Source organism: Aromatoleum toluclasticum ATCC 700605 (assembly GCF_000378245.1).
In the GTDB taxonomy this organism is placed as follows: domain Bacteria; phylum Pseudomonadota; class Gammaproteobacteria; order Burkholderiales; family Rhodocyclaceae; genus Aromatoleum; species Aromatoleum toluclasticum.
In genome coordinates this window covers 70,533-87,825 of record NZ_KB899503.1, presented here as the reverse complement: position 1 = coordinate 87,825, position 17,293 = coordinate 70,533, and the positions used below count along the sequence as shown (strand labels likewise).

Here is a 17,293-nt window from a genome sequence, read left to right as displayed (position 1 = left end):
CCGCGGCCGAGGCCGCAGCGGGAACCGAACGACATGGCCCTCAAGGCAACCATTTTCAAGGCCGAACTCGTGGTCGCCGACATGGATCGCAACTACTACGGCGACCATAACCTGACGATTGCGCGCCATCCATCCGAGACCGACGAGCGCATGATGGTGCGCATCCTCGCGTTCGCGCTGTACGCCGATCCCGCACTCGCTTTTGCCAAAGGCCTGTGCGTGGACGATGAGCCGGACCTGTGGCAGAAGGACCTGACCGGGCTCGTCGAGCGTTGGATAGACGTCGGCCAGCCGGACGAGAAATGGATCCGCAAGGCCTGCGGCCGCGCGCGCGAAGTGGTCGTGATGAGCTACGGGCGCGCTGCGGACGTCTGGTGGAACGGCATCCGCGACAAGCTCACGCGGCTGACGAACCTCACCGTGCTGAATCTGCCCGGCGACGTTGCCCCCGCGCTCGCCGCACTGACTGCACGCAGTATGCGTCTGCAATGCACGATCCAGGATGGGCAGTTGTGGATCACCGACGGGGCCGAGACCGTGTCCGTCGAGCCCGAACGCCTGATGGCGCCGCGCGGCTGATCGCCCCCGGCGGGAAACGACGCGACATTCGTGACGGGATTCCCGCCGCTCGTCATCACCGATTCGCCTTTCTCGTCCGGACACCGTACATTAGACGAAGGTGTCAGCTTTCCGATTGCTGCAGGGGGATCGGCCATGAGACGCAGTTTGGCGAGTTGCATGCTTCTCGGATATCTCGCGAGCGGGGGGGCGGTGGCGGCGGACGAGCCGGGTGCGCCGCAGCCGACCGAGTCCGGATCGTCCATCCTCGACCGCAGCCGTGTGGTGGTGCACGACTTCACCGAGGGCGTCGCACGGCGCGTCGACAGCTGGTTCGGTGACAAGCCGTTCGAGCAGGGCGGGAAGGTGTCGGGACAAATCGGCTTCAAGTTCCTCGCCCGGCAGCACGAAAATCCTGACGCGAGTTTCCGCTTCGGCGCACGGCTCGACATGCCGAACGTGAAGGAAAGGAGCTATCTGTTCTTTGGCCAGGAAAACGAGCGCGAACTCGTCACCGATCAGCCTGAGCCCTTCACCCGACGCGAACTGCTGCTTCCCGAGGACCGCAGGCAGGACCAGACCCTGTTCGCCGGAGTCGGCTATGCGCTGCGCGACAACATCGACTTCCGCGCCGGCCTGCGCAGCGGCATCAAGCCCTACGCGCAGGCGCGCTACAAGAAGGATCTTGTGCTGGGAGAGCGCAACCGCTTCGACTTCCGCGAGACGATCTTCTGGAACCGCAAGGACGGAGTGGGTTCGACGACCGGGCTGAACTTCGGTCACGCCTTTACGCGATCCGTCGCATTCCGCTGGCAGCTGGCCGGAACGATCTCGGACGAGACGGACGGCTTGGCATGGTCGAACAGTATGGGTATCTTCAAGACTTTCGGCGACCAGCGCAGCTTGTCGCTGGAAGCCCTCATTGGCGGAATGACCGCCGGTTCGGACAATGTTTCCGAAACCGGGGTGCGTGCGATCTGGAAGCAGCCGGTGTATAGGGACTGGACGCTCGTCGAGGTCAGCCTGGGGCACTTCTGGCCGCAGGGCGATGCGAAGGACGACAGCGAGCGCGGCTGGGCGCTGGGCGTCGGCTTCCAGATCCTCTTCTGAACGGGACGAATCCCAGCGTCTGTTGCAGACACGCGATGGCGCATCGCCGCTGCGGGAGACTGCTGCGGACGAGTGCGGAGTGTCATTGTGAGTCTGTCGAATCAGTTGCTGGTCATTGCTGCGCTCATCGCATTGAGCGCGTTCTTTTCGATTTCGGAGATTTCCCTCGCCGCGGCGCGCAAGATCAAGCTGCGGCTGATGGCCGAGGGCGGCGACGCGGCCGCGGCGCGGGTGCTCGCGCTGCAGGAGAACCCGGGCCATTTCTTCACCGTGGTCCAGGTCGGGCTGAATGCGATCGCGATTCTGGGCGGCATCGTCGGCGAATCGGCGCTCTCGCCGGCAATTTCGGGCGTGATCGCGCTCGTCTATGACGGGCCGATGCTCGACACGCTGAGCTTCGTGCTGTCCTTCGTCGTCGTGACCTCGCTGTTCATCCTGTTCGCGGACCTGATTCCGCGGCGGCTGGGGATGGTCGCGCCCGAGCGGGTCGCGGTGGCGGTGGTGAAGCCGATCCAGCTGTTCCTGATCGCGTTCGCGCCTGCGGTGTGGTTCTTCGACGGGCTCGCGAACCGCCTGTTCGCGCTGTTCAAGCTGCCCAACGTGCGCGTCGAGGACATCACCTCGGACGACATCGTTGCGATGGCCGAGGCCGGAGCCCTGACCGGCACCCTGTTGAACCAGGAGCGCGAGCTCATCGTTAACGTGTTCGAACTCGATACCCGGACCGTCGGTTCGGCGATGACGAACCGCGAGAACATCGTCTTCTTCACGCTGAACGAATCGGAGGAGAGCATCCGCACGAAGCTCACCGATCAGCCGCACGGCAAGTTCCCGGTGTGCGAGAACACGATCGACACGGTGGTCGGCTATGTCGACCTGAAGGACATCTTCGCGCGCATCCTGTCGGGGCAGAAACTTTCGCTGCGCGCGGACCCGATGGTACGCAGCGTGCTCGTCGTTCCCGACACGCTCACGCTTTTCGAAGCGCTCGACCGCTTCCGCGCCGCGCGCGAGGACTTCGCGCTGATCGTCAACGAATACGCGCTGATCGTCGGCCTCCTGAGCCTGCAGGACGTCATGAACACCGTGATGGGCGAACTCGGCAGCACGCAGCAGGAGGAGCTCATCGTCAAGCGCGACGCCGATTCGTGGCTGATCGACGGCATCACGCCGATCGAGGACGTCATGCACGCGCTGGAGATCGACGCATTCGAGGGCAGCGAGAACTACGAGACACTCGCCGGGTTCATGATGTATGCGCTGCGGAAGGTGCCCAAGCGCACTGATTTCGTGATTTACGGTGGCTACAAGTTCGAGGTGGTCGACATCGACAACTACCGCATCGATCAGCTGCTGGTGACGCGGGAAGCGGCTCCGCGCCCGAGCGCCGACTAGCGCGTAGTGCCACCTCAGGTCTCGTCCAGCCCGAAGCGGATTCCCTGTGCGAGGGGCAGGGCGCCCGAATAGTTGATCGTGCAGGTTGCGCGCCGCATGTAGCCCTTCCACGCGTCAGCGCCGGACTCCCGGCCGCCCCCCGTATCCTTCTCGCCACCGAACGCGCCGCCGATCTCGGCACCGGACGGGCCGATATTCACGTTGGCAATGCCGCAATCACTGCCCGCAGCGCAGAGGAAGCGCTCGGCTTCGCCGAGGTCCTGCGTGAAGACCGACGACGCGAGCCCTTGCGGCACGTCGTTGTGGAGCGCGATCGCCTCGTCGAAGCTCGAATAGCGCAGCACGTAAAGGATGGGGGCGAAAGTCTCTCGCCGGACCGGGTCGGTCTGGGCCGGCATCTCGACGAGCGCGGGACGGCGGTAGCAGCCGCCTTCGCAGCCATGGACCACCACCGGATCGCCGCCGAACACCGTTCCTCCGGCAGCCTCGGCTTCGGACAATGCCGCGGCCATCGCTTCGCCAGCGGCCGCATCGATCAACGGGCCGACGAGCGAGGCCGCATCGAGCGGACTGCCGACGGGGATGCGTCGCCATGCTGCACGCAGGCGTTCCGTCAGCGCGTCGGCGATCGATTCGTGCACGATCAGCCGCCGCAGCGTCGTGCAGCGCTGGCCCGCGGTGCCGGCCGCCGCGAAGAGGATCGCGCGCTCGGCGAGGGCGAGATCCGCGCTGGGGCAGACGATCGCCGCGTTGTTGCCGCCGAGTTCCAGGATGGCGCGGCCGAGGCGCGCTGCAACGCGAGGCGCCAGCACGCGCCCCATCGCACACGAGCCCGTGGCGGAGAACACTGCGACGCGCCTGTCGTCGGCGAGCAGGCCGGCGTGTGTGCGACCACCCGTCATGAGGCCGAGCAAGCCCTTCGGCGCCTCGCCGAGGCCCCGGCAGGCACGCTCGAACAGGGCCGCGCAGGCGAGGGCGCTGAGGGGGGTGCGTTCCGACGGCTTCCACACCACGCTGTCGCCGCACACCCAGGCGAGCGCGGCATTCCACGCCCATACCGCGACCGGGAAGTTGAAGGCCGACACGACGCCGACGACGCCCGCCGGATGCCATTGCTCCATCATGCGATGGCCGGGCCGTTCGCTGGCAATGGTAAGGCCGTGCAGCTGACGCGACAGGCCGCAGGCGTAGTCGCAGATGTCTATCATCTCCTGCACCTCGCCGAGGCCTTCCTGGCGGATCTTGCCAGTCTCGATCGTGACCAGCGTGCCCAGGTCGGTCTTGTATTCACGCAGGAGGTTGCCGAAGCGGCGCACGAGTTCGCCGCGCCGTGGCGCAGGGACCATGCGCCAGGCTTCGAAGGCCTCGTGCGCGGTGGCGAGTGCCGCATCTGCGGCCGGAGCAGGAGTCGAGGCAACGTGGCCGATGAGACTGCCGTCTATCGGGCTGCGCACGGCCATGTCGCCGTGGTCGAAGCGGTCTGCGGCAACACCGAAGCGGGCGAGCAGCGACGAGGTCAGCGATGCGAGTTCCATGACGGACTCCCTAGCCACGATGCCTCGTTGACCGCTGCGGGCGGGCGATTGTTCTACGCGTGCGGCAAGGTGTCCCGCGTGTAGCGGAAAAGCATCTTTTCGCAGCGGGCGCAGGCCACTAAGCGGCGGTCGTCCTCGGCATCGTCGAGACCGAGTTCGCGCGTTTCGGTGGATTGGCAATGCGCGCAGGCCACCGCCTGCAGCCCGTGGGTGGCGAGGTATGCGTCGCGTTCGGGTAGCGCGCGCTGCGCATTCTGATGCCGCATCGCCAGGTGGACGATGGTGAGGGAGGTAAGCAGGAAGACGGCGGCGACAAGAACGGGGAAGGGGACATCGGACATGATTGTGCGCCGCGGTCAGTTTATGGACTTTCAGCTTACCAGCGCGCAACCGCCCCGTACTTCACCGCGATCAAGTTTGAACATCCATGTCCGGATCAATACACGAAGCGTTCGCGCAGGTCGTCCAGGTTCAGTTCGGCGAGGATCTGCTCGAGCCGCTCGCGCGCATTGCCGCGGCGCTGGCCGGTGGCGCGGGCGATGATCAGCTCGTTCTTCATCGAATGCTCCCAGCCCACGAGTTCCGTGACGGTGAGCTGATAGCCGTGCGATTCGAGCAGCAGGCAGCGCAGCACGTTGGTGATCTGGCTGCCGAATTCGCGCGTGTGGATGGGATGGCGCCAGAGTTCGGACAGCGGGGTGCGACCGAAGGAGTCGTTCTTGTGCTTGCGCAGCGTGGCCGCGACTTCGGCCTGGCAGCAGGGCACCAGCACGATGAAGCGCGCGTGCTTCTCCAGCGCGAAGCGGATCGCGTCGTCGGTGGCGGTATTGCAGGCGTGGAGCGCCGTGACGATGTCGATGCGCTCGGGCAGCTCGGCCGAGCGCATCGAGTCCTCGACCGAGAGGTTGAGGAAGCTCATGCGCTCGAAGCCGAGGCGGCTCGCGAGTTCGCGCGACTTCGCGACGAGCTCCTCGCGGGTCTCGATGCCGTAGATGTGGCCGCTCGCCAGCGCCTTCAGGAAGAGATCGTAGAGGATGAAGCCGAGGTAGGACTTGCCCGCACCGTGGTCGGCCAGCGTGAGGTCGCCGCGCGCGCTCATGACTTCGTCGAGCAGCGGCTCGATGAAGTTGTACAGGTGGTACACCTGCTTCAGCTTGCGCCGGCTGTCCTGGTTGAGCTTGCCGTCGCGCGTCAGGATGTGAAGTTCCTTGAGGAGCTCGATCGACTGTCCCGGCCGGACGTCGGGGATCACGGCCGGTGTCGCGGGCCGGGCCTCCGGCGTCGCGGGCTTGTGGCGTGCGCGGCTCACTTCTTCTCGTCCCTCGTTTCGTCCTTCATTTGGTCCCAATCGCCGGGAATGCCCAGCGCCTTCCAGCCGGCGAGCCCGAGCTTCTTCAACGTCTCGATGTTGCGCTCGTAGATCGCGTCGGCTTCCGGGTAGGCCGCGACGGCGCGCTCGATGCTTTCCTCGCGCAGCAGGTGCAGGGTCGGGAAGGGCGAGCGGTTGGTGAAGTTGGCGATGTCGTCCTCAGCCGTGTCCTCGAACTGGAAGCGCGGATGGAAGCTCGCGACCTGCAGGATGCCTTCGAGCTCGTGCTCTTCGACCGCTTCCTCGGCGATGCCGGCGACCTCGTTGAAATCGAGGAAATCCGCAAACAGGGTGGGATGGACGAGCAGGGTCGTGTCGACCTCCTGCGGGTCGGCTTCGGCGAGGAATTCCAGCTCGCGGTCGAGTTCCTCGAGGAAGCCGTCCAGGTGCTTCGCCTCGCTGACGACGATGCGTACCTGGTTCTTCACATACACCGACTTGGCGAACGGGCACAGGTTGAGCCCGATCACCGCTTTCTCGATCCACTGCCGCGTGGCTGCGATCACTTCGTCACGATTCATGCACTACCCCTCGAAAGGCCGCCATTTTGCCCCAATCGCGAGCCGAACGAGGCGATAATGCGCGCCTTGTCCAACGCTTACTGTCCAGATGTCCATCCAGTGGTTTCCCGGTCACATGACCTCGGCGCGCAAGAAAGCGGCCGAGACCATGGCGATGACCGACGTCGTGATCGAGGTGCTCGACGCCCGCATTCCCGAGGCGAGCAGCAACCCCATGATCCGCGAATTGCGCCTGTTCCGGCAGCGTCCGTGCCTCAAGCTGCTCAACAAGGCCGACCTTGCGGACCCTGTCGCGACGCGCGCCTGGCTGGACTTCTTCAATGCCCAGCCAGGCGTGAAGGCGGTGGCCCTGTCGTGCAAGAAGCCGGGCGATGTCGCGCGCGTGCCCGGTCTGTGCCAGGCGCTCGCCCCGCACCGCACGGACGGTACGAGGCCGCTGCGCATCATGATCATGGGCATCCCCAACGTCGGCAAATCGACGCTGATGAATGCGCTGTTGAAGCGCCGCGTCGCCGCCGTGGGCGACGAGCCGGCGGTGACCAAGCAGCAGCAGACCTTCGACCTCGGTTCGCACATGACGATCACCGATACGCCGGGGCTGATGTGGCCGAAGATCGCCCACGATTCGGACGGCTTCATGCTCGCGGCGAGCCACGCGATCGGCCGCAATGCCGTGATCGACGAGGAAGTCGCTGCCTTCCTCGGTGACGTGCTGCTCGAGCGCTACGCGGATCTCGTCGCGCAGCGCTACGGCATTGCGCCCGAGCGCATGGAGGCGCTTGATGGCGTCGGGGTGGTCGAGACCGTTGCGGCGCGGCGCGGCTGCCGCCTCAAGGGCGGTGCGCCGGACCTGGAAAAGGCTGCACAGATCCTCCTCACCGACTACCGCAGCGGTGCGCTCGGGCGCATCAGCCTCGAGACGCCTGCAAGCCGCAGCGCGATGCTCGACGCCGACCGCGGCCTCACTCCTCCAGACGGAACCCCACCTTCAGCTTGACCTGGAAGTGCGCGACCTTGCCGTCGGTGACGTGCCCGCGGATCTCGGTCGCCTCGAACCAGTCGATATGACGGATCGTCTTGCCGGCGGTCTCGATCGCATTGCGGATCGCGGCATCGACACTGTCAGGGGACGAACCGACGATTTCGACGAGTTTGTAGGTGTGGGCGGACATCGCGTTCTCCTTGAGGATTGAACGGGCAGCGCTCCCAGTATAGAGAAGCGTTCCCCCGTTGCCCTGTCACCGATGCGTGACGATCCAGGCATGGCGTGGCCTGCGTCACGCTGCGGAGGGGGTATTCGGTCCGGCATGTGCTCGCGTTGTATCAAGGGCGTTTATGTCGGAATCAGAATAGCTTGCGCCGCCGCTTTCCATACCATACCGTATCGAGACCAACGATAAGGACAACCGCGATGAGAGAGCAGATGCAGCGGATGAAGGTCCTCGGGGCGGGCATCCTGAGCCTGATCCTGGTGATGGGCGTCGCGCGCTTCGCCTACACGCCGCTGCTTCCGCTGATGCAGCAGCAGGCCGGCCTCGGCGTGGCGGACGCCGGCTGGCTGGCGGCATGGAACTACGCGGGCTACCTCAGCGGCGCGCTGATCGCCTCGATGATCAGCGACCTCGTGCTCAAGGACCGCCTCTACCGCATCGGGCTGGTCGTCGCAGTGCTGACCACGGTGATGATGGGCCTCACGACGAGCGTCTTCTGGTGGTCGGTTTCGCGCTTCCTTGCCGGATTGAGCACCGCGGGAGGCATGCTGTTGGGTACCGGCCTGATCCTGAACTGGCTCATTCGCCACCAGCACCGCTCCGAGCTGGGGATCCACTTCACCGGCATCGGCCTCGGCATCGCGGGCTGTGCCGCGGTGGTGGCGCTGATGACGCAGTGGCTGGACTGGCGCACGCAGTGGTTCGTGTTCAGCGTGCTGGGCGTGCTGCTGCTGATCCCTGCGTGGCGCTGGCTGCCCCCGCCCGACAGCACGTCCGTCACGGTCGGCGGACAGAAGATGGAGGACAACCCGCCCGGTGCAGGCTTCCTGCGCGTGTTCATGGCGGCCTATTTCTGCGCCGGTGTCGGCTACGTCGTCAGTGCGACCTTCATCGTCGCGATCATCGACAAACTGCCGGGGTTGGGCGGGCGCGGGGCGCTCGTGTTCCTCGTGCTCGGGCTCTCGGCGGCGCCGGCTTGTATCGTGTGGGACTTCATCGCGCGCCGCGTCGGCTACCTGAACTCGCTGCTGCTGTCCTTCGTGCTGCAGATCGTCGGTATGCTGCTGCCGCTCGTCGGCGGCCTGATCCCGGCCTTCCTCGGGGCGATCCTGTTCGGCGGCAACTTCATCGGCGCGGTGAGCCTCGTCCTGACGATGGCGGGCCGCTACTATCCGACCCGTCCGGCGAAGATGATGGGCAAGATGACCATCGCCTACGGGATCGCGCAGATCGCCGGCCCGGCAATTACCGGCACGCTCGCGGCACGCGGCGGTAGCTATGCGGACGGCCTCTACATGGCGGCGGCGGTGATGGCGATCGGAACGGTTCTGGTCGCAGTGCTCAGGGTTATGGCTGCGCGGGGGCCCGAAAACGCGGTGACGGCAGGCAATCCCGTTTAAAATCGCGGCCTTCGACGTGCACGCCACGTCCCCGAGAACCTGCGACCGGAATCACCATGCTGCGAATCAACGAACTCAGGCTGCCCCTCGACCACCCCGAGGACGCACTGAGGGACGCCATCGTTGCCCGTCTGGGCATCCAGCCCGCCGAACTGAACGAATTCACCGTGTTCAAGCGTAGCTACGACGCGCGCAAGCCGAGTGCGATCACGCTGAGCTACACGGTCGACATGGAGCTTGCGAACGAGGACGCGCTGCTCGCCAGGTTCGCCGGCGACCGCAACGTGGCCCGCACGCCCGACACGAATTACCGCTTCGTCGGCAAGGCGCCGGAGCAGCCCGGCCATCGGCCGGTGGTGGTCGGCTTCGGTCCCTGTGGCATCTTCGCCGCGCTGATCCTCGCGCAGATGGGCTTCCGCCCGATCGTGCTGGAACGCGGCAAGGCGGTGCGCGAGCGCACCAAGGACACCTGGGGCCTGTGGCGGCAGGGCGTGCTCGACCCCGAGTCGAACGTGCAGTTCGGCGAAGGCGGGGCAGGCACCTTTTCGGACGGCAAGCTCTACAGCCAGATCAAGGACCCGAAGCACTACGGCCGCAAGGTGCTGACGGAGTTCGTGAAGGCCGGTGCGCCGGAAGAGATCCTGTACGTGAGCAAGCCGCATATCGGCACCTTCCGCCTCGTCGGCATGGTCGAGGCCATGCGCGCGGACATCATTGCGCTGGGCGGCGAAATCCGCTTCCAGCAGCGCGTGGCCGACGTCCGCATCGAAGACGGGCATCTGCGTGGCGTCGTGCTCGCGAATGGCGAGGAGATCCGCTCGGATCACGTCATCCTCGCGCTCGGCCACAGCGCGCGCGACACCTTCGAGATGCTGCACGAGCGCGGCGTGTACATGGAGGCCAAGCCGTTCTCGGTCGGCTTCCGCGTGGAGCATCCGCAGTCGCTCATCGACAAGGCGCGCTTCGGCCCCAACGCGGGGCATCCGGTGCTGGGCGCGGCCGACTACAAGCTCGTCCATCACGCGAAGAACGGCCGCTCGGTGTACAGCTTCTGCATGTGCCCGGGCGGAACGGTGGTGGCAGCGACCTCCGAACCCAATCGCGTCGTCACCAACGGCATGAGCCAGTATTCACGTAACGAGCGCAATGCCAACGCCGGCATCGTCGTCGGCATCACGCCGGACGATTACCCAGGCGGACCGCTCGCGGGCATCGCGTTCCAGCGTCATTGGGAATCGCGCGCGTATGAGCTGGGCGGCGGCGACTACATCGCGCCGGGCCAGCTTGTCGGCGACTTCATCAAGGCTCAGCCGTCGAGTGTGCTCGGTTCGGTCGAGCCTTCGTACAAGCCGGGGGTGAAGCTGGGCGACCTTTCCACGAGCCTGCCGGACTACGCGATCGCTGCGGTGCGTGAGGCGCTGCCGGCCTTTGAGCGCCAGATCAAGGGTTTCTCGATGCGCGACGCGGTGCTCACCGGGGTCGAGACGCGCACCTCATCGCCGCTGCGCATCACGCGCGGCGGGGACTGCCAGAGCCTGAACGTGAAGGGCTTGTTCCCGGCGGGCGAGGGCGCCGGGTACGCCGGCGGCATTCTGTCGGCCGGTGTCGATGGCATTCGCGTCGCCGAGGCGGTGGCGAATTCCATCCTGGGCGATGTCACCGTGGTAGCGGAGGAGGCATGATGGAAGAGCGCCTGGACCGTATCGAGAGCAAGCTCGCGTTCGCCGAGGACGCGATCGACGAACTCAACATGACCGTGTTTCGCCAGCAGCAGCTGATCGACCGCCTGCAGAAGCAGATCGTCGACTTGCACCGCCAGATGTCGGCCGGTTCGCCCGGTGAGCGGCGCGACCTGCGCGAGGAAATTCCGCCGCACTACTGAGGCGGGCGCCCGGGAAAGTGTGGTTGAGGTCGTCTAGAGTGGGAGAGCGCAGGCCCGGTCGCGGGCCCGCCTCACGCCAGGAGGGATGCCATGACCGAACCGGAACCGACCATCGCACAGAAGGGGCCCTATGCCGTCGAGCTGGAGGCCGGCAAGAGCTATTACTGGTGTCGCTGTGGCAAAAGCAAGAATCAGCCGTTCTGCGACGGTTCGCACAAGGGCGGACCATTCCTGCCGGTAAATTTCACTGCGCAGGAGACGGGCACGGCCTATCTATGCGGCTGCAAGCACACCGGCCACCAACCGTATTGCGACGGCACGCACAAGACGCTGTAGGGCATTCTGCATTCATATCGCTGCAGGGTATTCTGCATTCATATAGGTCACCTTGCGGACGGGCTGAGGATGTCCGGGGCGCCGGCATCAGGCGCCCGGTGATCGACGGGGAATATCACCCATGGCTGACGACAGGGTGATAAAATTGTCCCTGAATAGATAACGGCGACATGTCGAATCCTCCGTTCGTCCCGGTCCGAGAGGTGCGTTCTGATAGCCGATTCCGACTCCAATTCCGGGCGGCAAGCCAGCCCCGAGTCCTTTGACTCAAGCCGCCTGGCTGCAAGCGCCGACACACGGGCAGAGCAAACCACTCCCGCCGGTGCCGCAGGGCCTGCCGCCCTGTGGCTGAGGATCGTCGTGGTCGCGGCGATGTACCTTGCGGGGGGACTGTTTGCGCACGCGCTGACACAGTCATCCGGCTATGCGTCGTCCGTATGGCCTCCGGCCGGTGTCGCGGTTGCAGCCTTGCTCGTCTGGGGCGTGCGTTGCTGGCCCGGCGTCTGGCTCGGTGCCTTCCTCTTCGTTCTTCTGCCGGACCGCACGGTGGCCGGCGCAATGGTGGCTGCGCTCATCGCCACCGGCGCAACGCTCCAGGCACTGCTCGCTGCCCGCCTGGCCGGGCGCTTCCTGCGCATGCCAATCCTTCGCGCGCGCAATCGCGATCTTGCGCGCTTCCTGGTGCTGGCCGGGCCGGTCGTCTGCCTGCTCGCGCCCAGTATCGCCGTCTCCGTGCTCCTGGGCTTCGGACGAATCGAACCGTCAGCGCTGGGGAGCGAATGGCTGGCACGGTGGTCAGGCGATACGTTGGGAGTATTGCTGTTCGCGCCCCTGATGCTGCTTGCGTGGCCGGGAGCTCACCGGCTGTGGGCGCGCCACGGGGGCAGGGCGAGGATTTCCGTCCTGCTGCTGCTTGCAATCGTACTGTTCTCGGCCGGCAGTTTCAGTGTCGCGCGCCTGGAGGACGGCCGCAAACGCGCCGAGATCGTCCAGCGGATGGACGAGGTGTTCGAGATCGGCTTCTTTCCGTTGCCAAGTGTCATCATCCCCCTCGAGGGGGTCGAGCGCTTCATCAGCGCGAGCGCGGCCCTGAACAGGGACGAGTTTGCGACCTTCACGACATGGATCACGCGCCATCCGGCGGTGATGTCGATCGATTGGGCTCCGCGCGTGCAGCACGACGAACGGGAGAGCTTCGAGCGCGCCGTCCGCGCAGAGGGGATGCCCGATTTCTACATCTTCGAGCCTGACGGCGACAGCAATCCGCGACGGGCCGCGGACCGGCCGGATTATTTCCCGGTCCTGTACACCGCTCCCGCGGAAGAGGGGTTGAGGATCCTGGGGCTCGACCACGGTTACGATCCGCGTCGCCGCATCGAGATGAGGCACGCGACCGAAAGCGGTGCGGCCCATCTGGTCCGTGCGGTGCCGCTGCTGCGGACGAAACGGCAGTCGTTGCTAGTGTTCCAGCCGGTATACGGCCTGGAGCGCGCTTCATGGGCCGGCGCGGAGCGCGCCGGAACCCGTGGTCCGCTAGGGCATGTGGTGGGTGTCTACGACGTCGCGCAACTGTTCGCTCCACTGGCCGATTCCGCACGTGCGCGAAGTATCGGGTTCCGCGTATCGGACGTGACGGCGGGCGATCCCCCGCAGACCTTGCTCGACGAAATGCCGAAGGGTGCCACGCCGACCGTGCGCAAGGCGATCGAGTTCGGCGGGCGGACGCTGAGCCTGGAGATGGCTCCGGACGGGGCCACCCGATATACGGGTTACGGTGTCGAGGAGCGCATCTATCAGGTCTTTTCGGTTCTGGCGGGCTTGCTGGTGGCCTACGTCACGCTGAGCAGCGTCGGCCATACGGCGGCGATCGAGACGGAGGTGGCGGAGCGGACTGCCGACCTCAAGCGGGCATTCGATGCGCGGCTGGCCGCCGAAGACGAACGCGACCGCATCTTCGATCTTTCGCTCGATCTGATCTGCATTGCAGGACTGGACGGCTATTTTAAACGTGTGAATCCGGCTTTCGGGCGGACGCTCGGCTGGAGCGACGAGGAGCTTCTGTCACGGTCTTTCCTCGATTTCGTGCATGCCGACGACGTCGAGGCGACTCTCGCGGTGGTGGACGCCATCGCGCACGGCCAGACAACGATCGGATTCGAGAATCGCTATCGTTGCAAGGACGGCACGTGGCGCTGGCTGGAGTGGAAAGCCTTGCCGCAGCCCGGCGGATTGATGCTTGCGACGGCGAGCGACTGCACCCAGCGGCACGAGAATGCCCAGCACCTGCTTGCGCTCAACGCCGAACTGAACCGTCGCGTCGATGAGCGCGAGGCGGCGCTGAAGGCTCTCGGAGCGAAGAGGGAGGAGATCCGCGCGGCGCTGGACAACCTCATCGAATGCGTCGTGACGATCGACGCGCGGGGTATCGTACAGGGGGCGAACACGGCCGTCGAAGCGGTGTTCGGATACCAGTGCGACGAAATCATCGGGCGGAATGTCTCGCTGCTGATGCCCTCGCCGCACAGGGAAAAACACGACGATTACCTGGCGCGCTATCTGCGGACCGGCGTCAAGCGCATCATCGGCACGACCCGCGAAGTGGAGGGGCGACACAAGCTCGGCCACCCGATTGCGCTGGAGTTGAGCATTGCCGAGTATCGCGTGCACGACGAGCAGTTTTTCATCGGCACGCTGCGGGACATCGGCGAGCGCAAGGCATTGATCGCGGCGCTGACACAGGCGCGGGAAGACGCAGAGCAGGCGAGCCAGGCGAAATCGGCCTTCCTTGCGGCGATGAGCCACGAGATACGCACGCCGATGAACGGAGTGATCGGGCTGATCGAGGTGCTGGCGCGCAGCCGCCTGACGGAGCATCAGGCCGATCTCATCGCAACGGTCCGCGAATCGTCGGCCACGCTCATGCGCATCATCGACGACATTCTCGATTTTTCGAAGATCGAGGCCGGCCGGCTGGAGCTCGACATCGGGGCGGTACCGCTCGCAGATCTCGTGGAAGGCGTGGCCGGTTCGCTTCTTCCGCTGGCGGTCCGTCGCAATGTGGACCTGTCGGTGTTCGTGGCGCCGCAGGTGCCCGAGCGTGTGCAGGGTGACGAGGTGAGGCTGCGGCAGGTGCTCTACAATCTCGTGGGCAATGCGATCAAGTTCTCGTCCGGCCGTCGGCTGGTTCGCGGGCGAGTGTCGGTGCGCGTGGCGGTCGCCAGTACCACGCCCTTGCGACTCGCGTTCGCGATCGCAGACAACGGCATCGGTATCGACCCGGACAAGGTGGGGGAATTGTTCAATCCCTTCACGCAGGCGGAAACCTCCACAACGCGCCGCTTCGGGGGAACCGGACTTGGACTTGCGATCTGCAGGCGGCTCGTGAACCTGATGCAGGGAGATATCACGGTTTGCAGCGAACCCGGACACGGTTCGACGTTCACGGTGACGATCCCCTTCGTGCAAGCGGACGAACAGCCGGTGCGGCCTCTGCCGGAGCTCGGCGGAGTACATTGCGTCCTTGTCGATAGCCCGGACTTCAACGCTGACGACCTGCGCGCGTATCTCGAGCACGCGGGCGCAAGCGTGTTCGCAGCGCACGACGACGCTGCAGCGAATGTGATGGCTGCGCGATTGGCTGCGCCAGTGGTCGTGATCGGCGCGGCCAATGACCGGCAGAGTGCGGAAAGTGAGGAATCGGCCGTCCCCAGCGGCGCAGCCCGCGTACGGATCACGCGCGGCAGGCGCCGGCGTCCGCGCATCACGAGCCCCGACACGGTGATGCTCGACGGCAATGCGCTGCGCCGGCAGGCGCTGCTGCGGGCGGTGGCGGTTGCTGCCGGGCGTGCGTCGCCGGAGATATTCCACGCGGGAACCCCTGATCGCAGCCTGCAGGCAACGAAGCCTGCGCCGAGCATCGACGAGGCGCGCCGGCAGGGACAACTGATCCTCGTCGCGGACGATGACGAGATCAACAAGAAAGTGATCCTCGAACAACTCGCACTGCTCGGCCACGCTGCGGAGGTCGCCGACGACGGGGCCGAAGCCCTGCGGATGTGGCAACGCGGCGGCTATGCGTTGATCCTGACGGACCTGCACATGCCGAACATGGACGGATATGGTCTTACGGAGGCCATCCGCGAGGCGGAAGGAGGGGCGACGCGCATTCCGATCGTGGCGCTTACGGCAAACGCCCTGCTGGGCGAATCGCGGCGGGCGCTCGCAGCCGGGATGGACGCATACCTGACCAAGCCGATCAGGCTCGATGTGCTCGGCGCGCATCTCGAAAGATGGCTACCGCGCTCGGGTGCGCCAGTCACGGCGAAGCAGCAGGTCGCACCCGAGCGCACGCCGCCGGCTTTCGCGCTCGAGTTGCCGATCCTCGATGTGTCGGTCCTGGGCGGACTGGTGGGGGATGATCCGGTGGTCATTCGCGAGTTCCTCGGCGACTACCTTGCCTCGGCGGGGAGCCTTGCCGCGGAAACCCGGGCCGCGTTTGCCGCGCGGGACAGCGGCGCGGTCGCCGCGGCCGCGCACAAGCTCAAGTCATCGTCGCGTGCCGTGGGGGCCTTGGCCCTTGGGGACTTGTGCAACCGTATCGAGCGCGCGGTGCGGGATGAAGATCTGGCAATGCTGGAGCAGGAGATGGGCCGGTTCGATAATGTGCTCATCGCAACCGAAACCCGTGCCGCCAAACTTTTGATCGAACCGATGAACGAATGGATTGCGGTAGTCGAGGCTAAGCAATGAAGATACTCGTGGTCGATGACGAGCCGTTCGTGCGGAAGCTCCTGATTCACCAGCTCGGGCGTTTGGGGTTCGAGCACGTGCAGGCCAGCGCGAGCGCACAGGAGGCCTTGTCGATGCTGGAGGCTCCGGGTGAGAGTCCCGATCTGATCTTCTGCGACCTCCAGATGCCGGGAATGGACGGTGTCGAGTTCGTCCGTCATCTGGTGAACGTGAGTTATGCGGGCGGTCTGGTGCTGGTCAGCGGCGAGGACGAACGGATCGTGCAGACCGCGGCCAAACTCGCCCGGGCCCACAACCTGAAGGTGCTCGGCGCGCTGAACAAGCCGGTACCGATCGACAGGCTGAAGCAGATTCTCGAAGATGGCATCACCCACAGCCCCGCCCAGCCACGTGCCGAACGCAAGACTTACTCCGCCGAACGGCTGCTGCGGGCGATCGTCGACGGCGAGCTGATCAATCACTACCAGCCCAAGGTCGAACTCGCATCGGGGGCTGTCGCCGGATTCGAGACCCTGGTGCGCTGGCAGCACCCGCAAGACGGATTGATTCTCCCCGATCAGTTCATTCCGATGGTCGAAGAGAGCGGGCTGATCAACGAACTCACCCGCTCGGTGTTGCGCACGGCCTTGCGCCATGCGCGCGCGTGGCGCGACGACGGCTTCCCGTTGCAGGTTGCGGTCAACGTGTCGATGGACAATCTGGTTGCGCTCGACTTTCCCGACTTCGTCGAGCGCGCGGTCGAAGAGGCCGGCATCGCGGCAAGCGGCCTGTTGCTGGAGGTGACCGAAAGCCGTCTGATGAAGGATCCCCTGGCGCCGCTGGAAGTGCTGGCACGCCTGAGGCTCAAGCGCATCGGTTTGTCGATCGACGATTTCGGCACCGGACACTCCTCGCTCGCCCAGCTGCGCGACATCCCGTTCAGCGAACTGAAGGTCGACCGCGGCTTCGTCCATGGTGCGTGGCGCGACGCCTCGCTGCGCGCGATTCTGGAGGCGAGCCTCGGCATGGCGCGCCAGCTCGGCATGAAAACGGTGGCCGAAGGGGTCGAGGACAGGGAGGACTGGAATTTCCTGCGCAGCAGCGGCTGCGAACTGGCGCAAGGCTGGTTCATTTCCAAGGCTCTGCCGCCCGAGCAGATTCCTGACTGGATCGCCGGCTGGAATCTGCGGCGATCGACATTTGTGGAGCCCGGGGCATGAACAGGCCGGTGAGGTTTTTCGCTGCCGC

The 17,293-nt window shown here is 65.6% G+C and carries 15 protein-coding genes; 10 read left to right on the top strand and 5 right to left on the bottom strand.

Going from position 1 to position 17,293, the window contains the following annotated elements:
- Positions 1–33 precede the first annotated feature (33 nt).
- From F464_RS0119590 to F464_RS0119580, 3 genes are all read left to right on the top strand, one after another.
- Positions 34–579 (top strand): YaeQ family protein, encoded by a 546-nt coding sequence (locus F464_RS0119590; RefSeq protein WP_018991551.1) that lies wholly within the window; start codon positions 34–36, stop codon positions 577–579.
- A gap of 159 nt (positions 580–738) precedes the next feature.
- A complete protein-coding gene (locus tag F464_RS0119585) occupies positions 739–1,668 on the top strand; it encodes a hypothetical protein (RefSeq protein ID WP_018991550.1) in 930 nt (309 codons plus the stop codon).
- A gap of 87 nt (positions 1,669–1,755) precedes the next feature.
- Complete coding sequence (locus F464_RS0119580) at positions 1,756–3,063, top strand: hemolysin family protein (RefSeq protein ID WP_018991549.1); 1,308 nt, start codon at positions 1,756–1,758, stop codon at positions 3,061–3,063.
- Between the two features lie 14 nt (positions 3,064–3,077).
- Here the strand turns inward: F464_RS0119580 and amaB are convergent, their stop codons facing one another.
- The 4 genes from amaB to F464_RS0119560 form a co-directional block, all read right to left on the bottom strand.
- Positions 3,078–4,598 carry an L-piperidine-6-carboxylate dehydrogenase gene (gene amaB / locus F464_RS0119575; RefSeq protein ID WP_018991548.1) on the bottom strand — a complete coding sequence of 507 codons (1,521 nt, stop codon included), beginning with the start codon at positions 4,596–4,598 and terminating at the stop codon, positions 3,078–3,080.
- Between the two features lie 53 nt (positions 4,599–4,651).
- A complete protein-coding gene (locus F464_RS0119570) occupies positions 4,652–4,939 on the bottom strand; it encodes a hypothetical protein (RefSeq protein ID WP_018991547.1) in 288 nt (95 codons plus the stop codon).
- Between the two features lie 95 nt (positions 4,940–5,034).
- Complete coding sequence (locus F464_RS0119565) at positions 5,035–5,850, bottom strand: class I SAM-dependent methyltransferase (RefSeq protein WP_040395578.1); 816 nt, start codon at positions 5,848–5,850, stop codon at positions 5,035–5,037.
- Between the two features lie 53 nt (positions 5,851–5,903).
- Entirely contained in the window at positions 5,904–6,488 is a 585-nt protein-coding gene (locus F464_RS0119560) for a DUF1415 domain-containing protein (protein WP_018991545.1), read from the bottom strand.
- An 88-nt stretch (positions 6,489–6,576) separates the two neighbouring features.
- Here F464_RS0119560 and ylqF point away from each other — a divergent pair, with 88 nt between their 5' ends.
- Positions 6,577–7,485 carry a ribosome biogenesis GTPase YlqF gene (gene ylqF, locus F464_RS0119555; protein WP_018991544.1) on the top strand — a complete coding sequence of 303 codons (909 nt, stop codon included), beginning with the start codon at positions 6,577–6,579 and terminating at the stop codon, positions 7,483–7,485.
- On the opposite strand, the gene F464_RS0119550 is transcribed toward ylqF, so the two are convergent.
- Positions 7,451–7,660 (bottom strand): dodecin, encoded by a 210-nt coding sequence (locus F464_RS0119550; protein ID WP_018991543.1) that lies wholly within the window; start codon positions 7,658–7,660, stop codon positions 7,451–7,453. The two genes, ylqF and F464_RS0119550, sit on opposite strands and share 35 nt — an antisense overlap.
- A 239-nt stretch (positions 7,661–7,899) precedes the next feature.
- On the opposite strand from F464_RS0119550, the gene F464_RS0119545 reads away from it, so the two are divergent.
- The 6 genes from F464_RS0119545 (at position 7,900) to F464_RS0119520 (ending at position 17,265) form a co-directional block, all read left to right on the top strand.
- Positions 7,900–9,099: a YbfB/YjiJ family MFS transporter gene (locus F464_RS0119545; RefSeq protein WP_026296159.1), complete on the top strand. Its 1,200-nt coding sequence runs from the start codon at positions 7,900–7,902 to the stop codon at positions 9,097–9,099.
- 56 nt (positions 9,100–9,155) lie between these two features.
- Positions 9,156–10,781 (top strand): NAD(P)/FAD-dependent oxidoreductase, encoded by a 1,626-nt coding sequence (locus F464_RS0119540; protein ID WP_018991541.1) that lies wholly within the window; start codon positions 9,156–9,158, stop codon positions 10,779–10,781.
- Positions 10,778–10,981 carry a SlyX family protein gene (locus tag F464_RS0119535; RefSeq protein ID WP_332309979.1) on the top strand — a complete coding sequence of 68 codons (204 nt, stop codon included), beginning with the start codon at positions 10,778–10,780 and terminating at the stop codon, positions 10,979–10,981. The genes F464_RS0119540 and F464_RS0119535 overlap by 4 nt, the downstream gene beginning before the upstream one ends.
- Positions 10,982–11,071: 90 nt before the next feature.
- On the top strand, positions 11,072–11,317 hold the full coding sequence (locus F464_RS0119530; RefSeq protein ID WP_018991539.1) for a CDGSH iron-sulfur domain-containing protein: 246 nt from the start codon (positions 11,072–11,074) through the stop codon (positions 11,315–11,317).
- Between the two features lie 372 nt (positions 11,318–11,689).
- Positions 11,690–16,066: a PAS domain S-box protein gene (locus F464_RS0119525; RefSeq protein WP_232428995.1), complete on the top strand. Its 4,377-nt coding sequence runs from the start codon at positions 11,690–11,692 to the stop codon at positions 16,064–16,066.
- Positions 16,063–17,265, top strand: coding sequence for an EAL domain-containing response regulator (locus tag F464_RS0119520; protein ID WP_018991537.1), 1,203 nt, complete (start codon positions 16,063–16,065; stop codon positions 17,263–17,265). The genes F464_RS0119525 and F464_RS0119520 overlap by 4 nt, the downstream gene beginning before the upstream one ends.
- Positions 17,266–17,293: the final 28 nt, after the last annotated feature.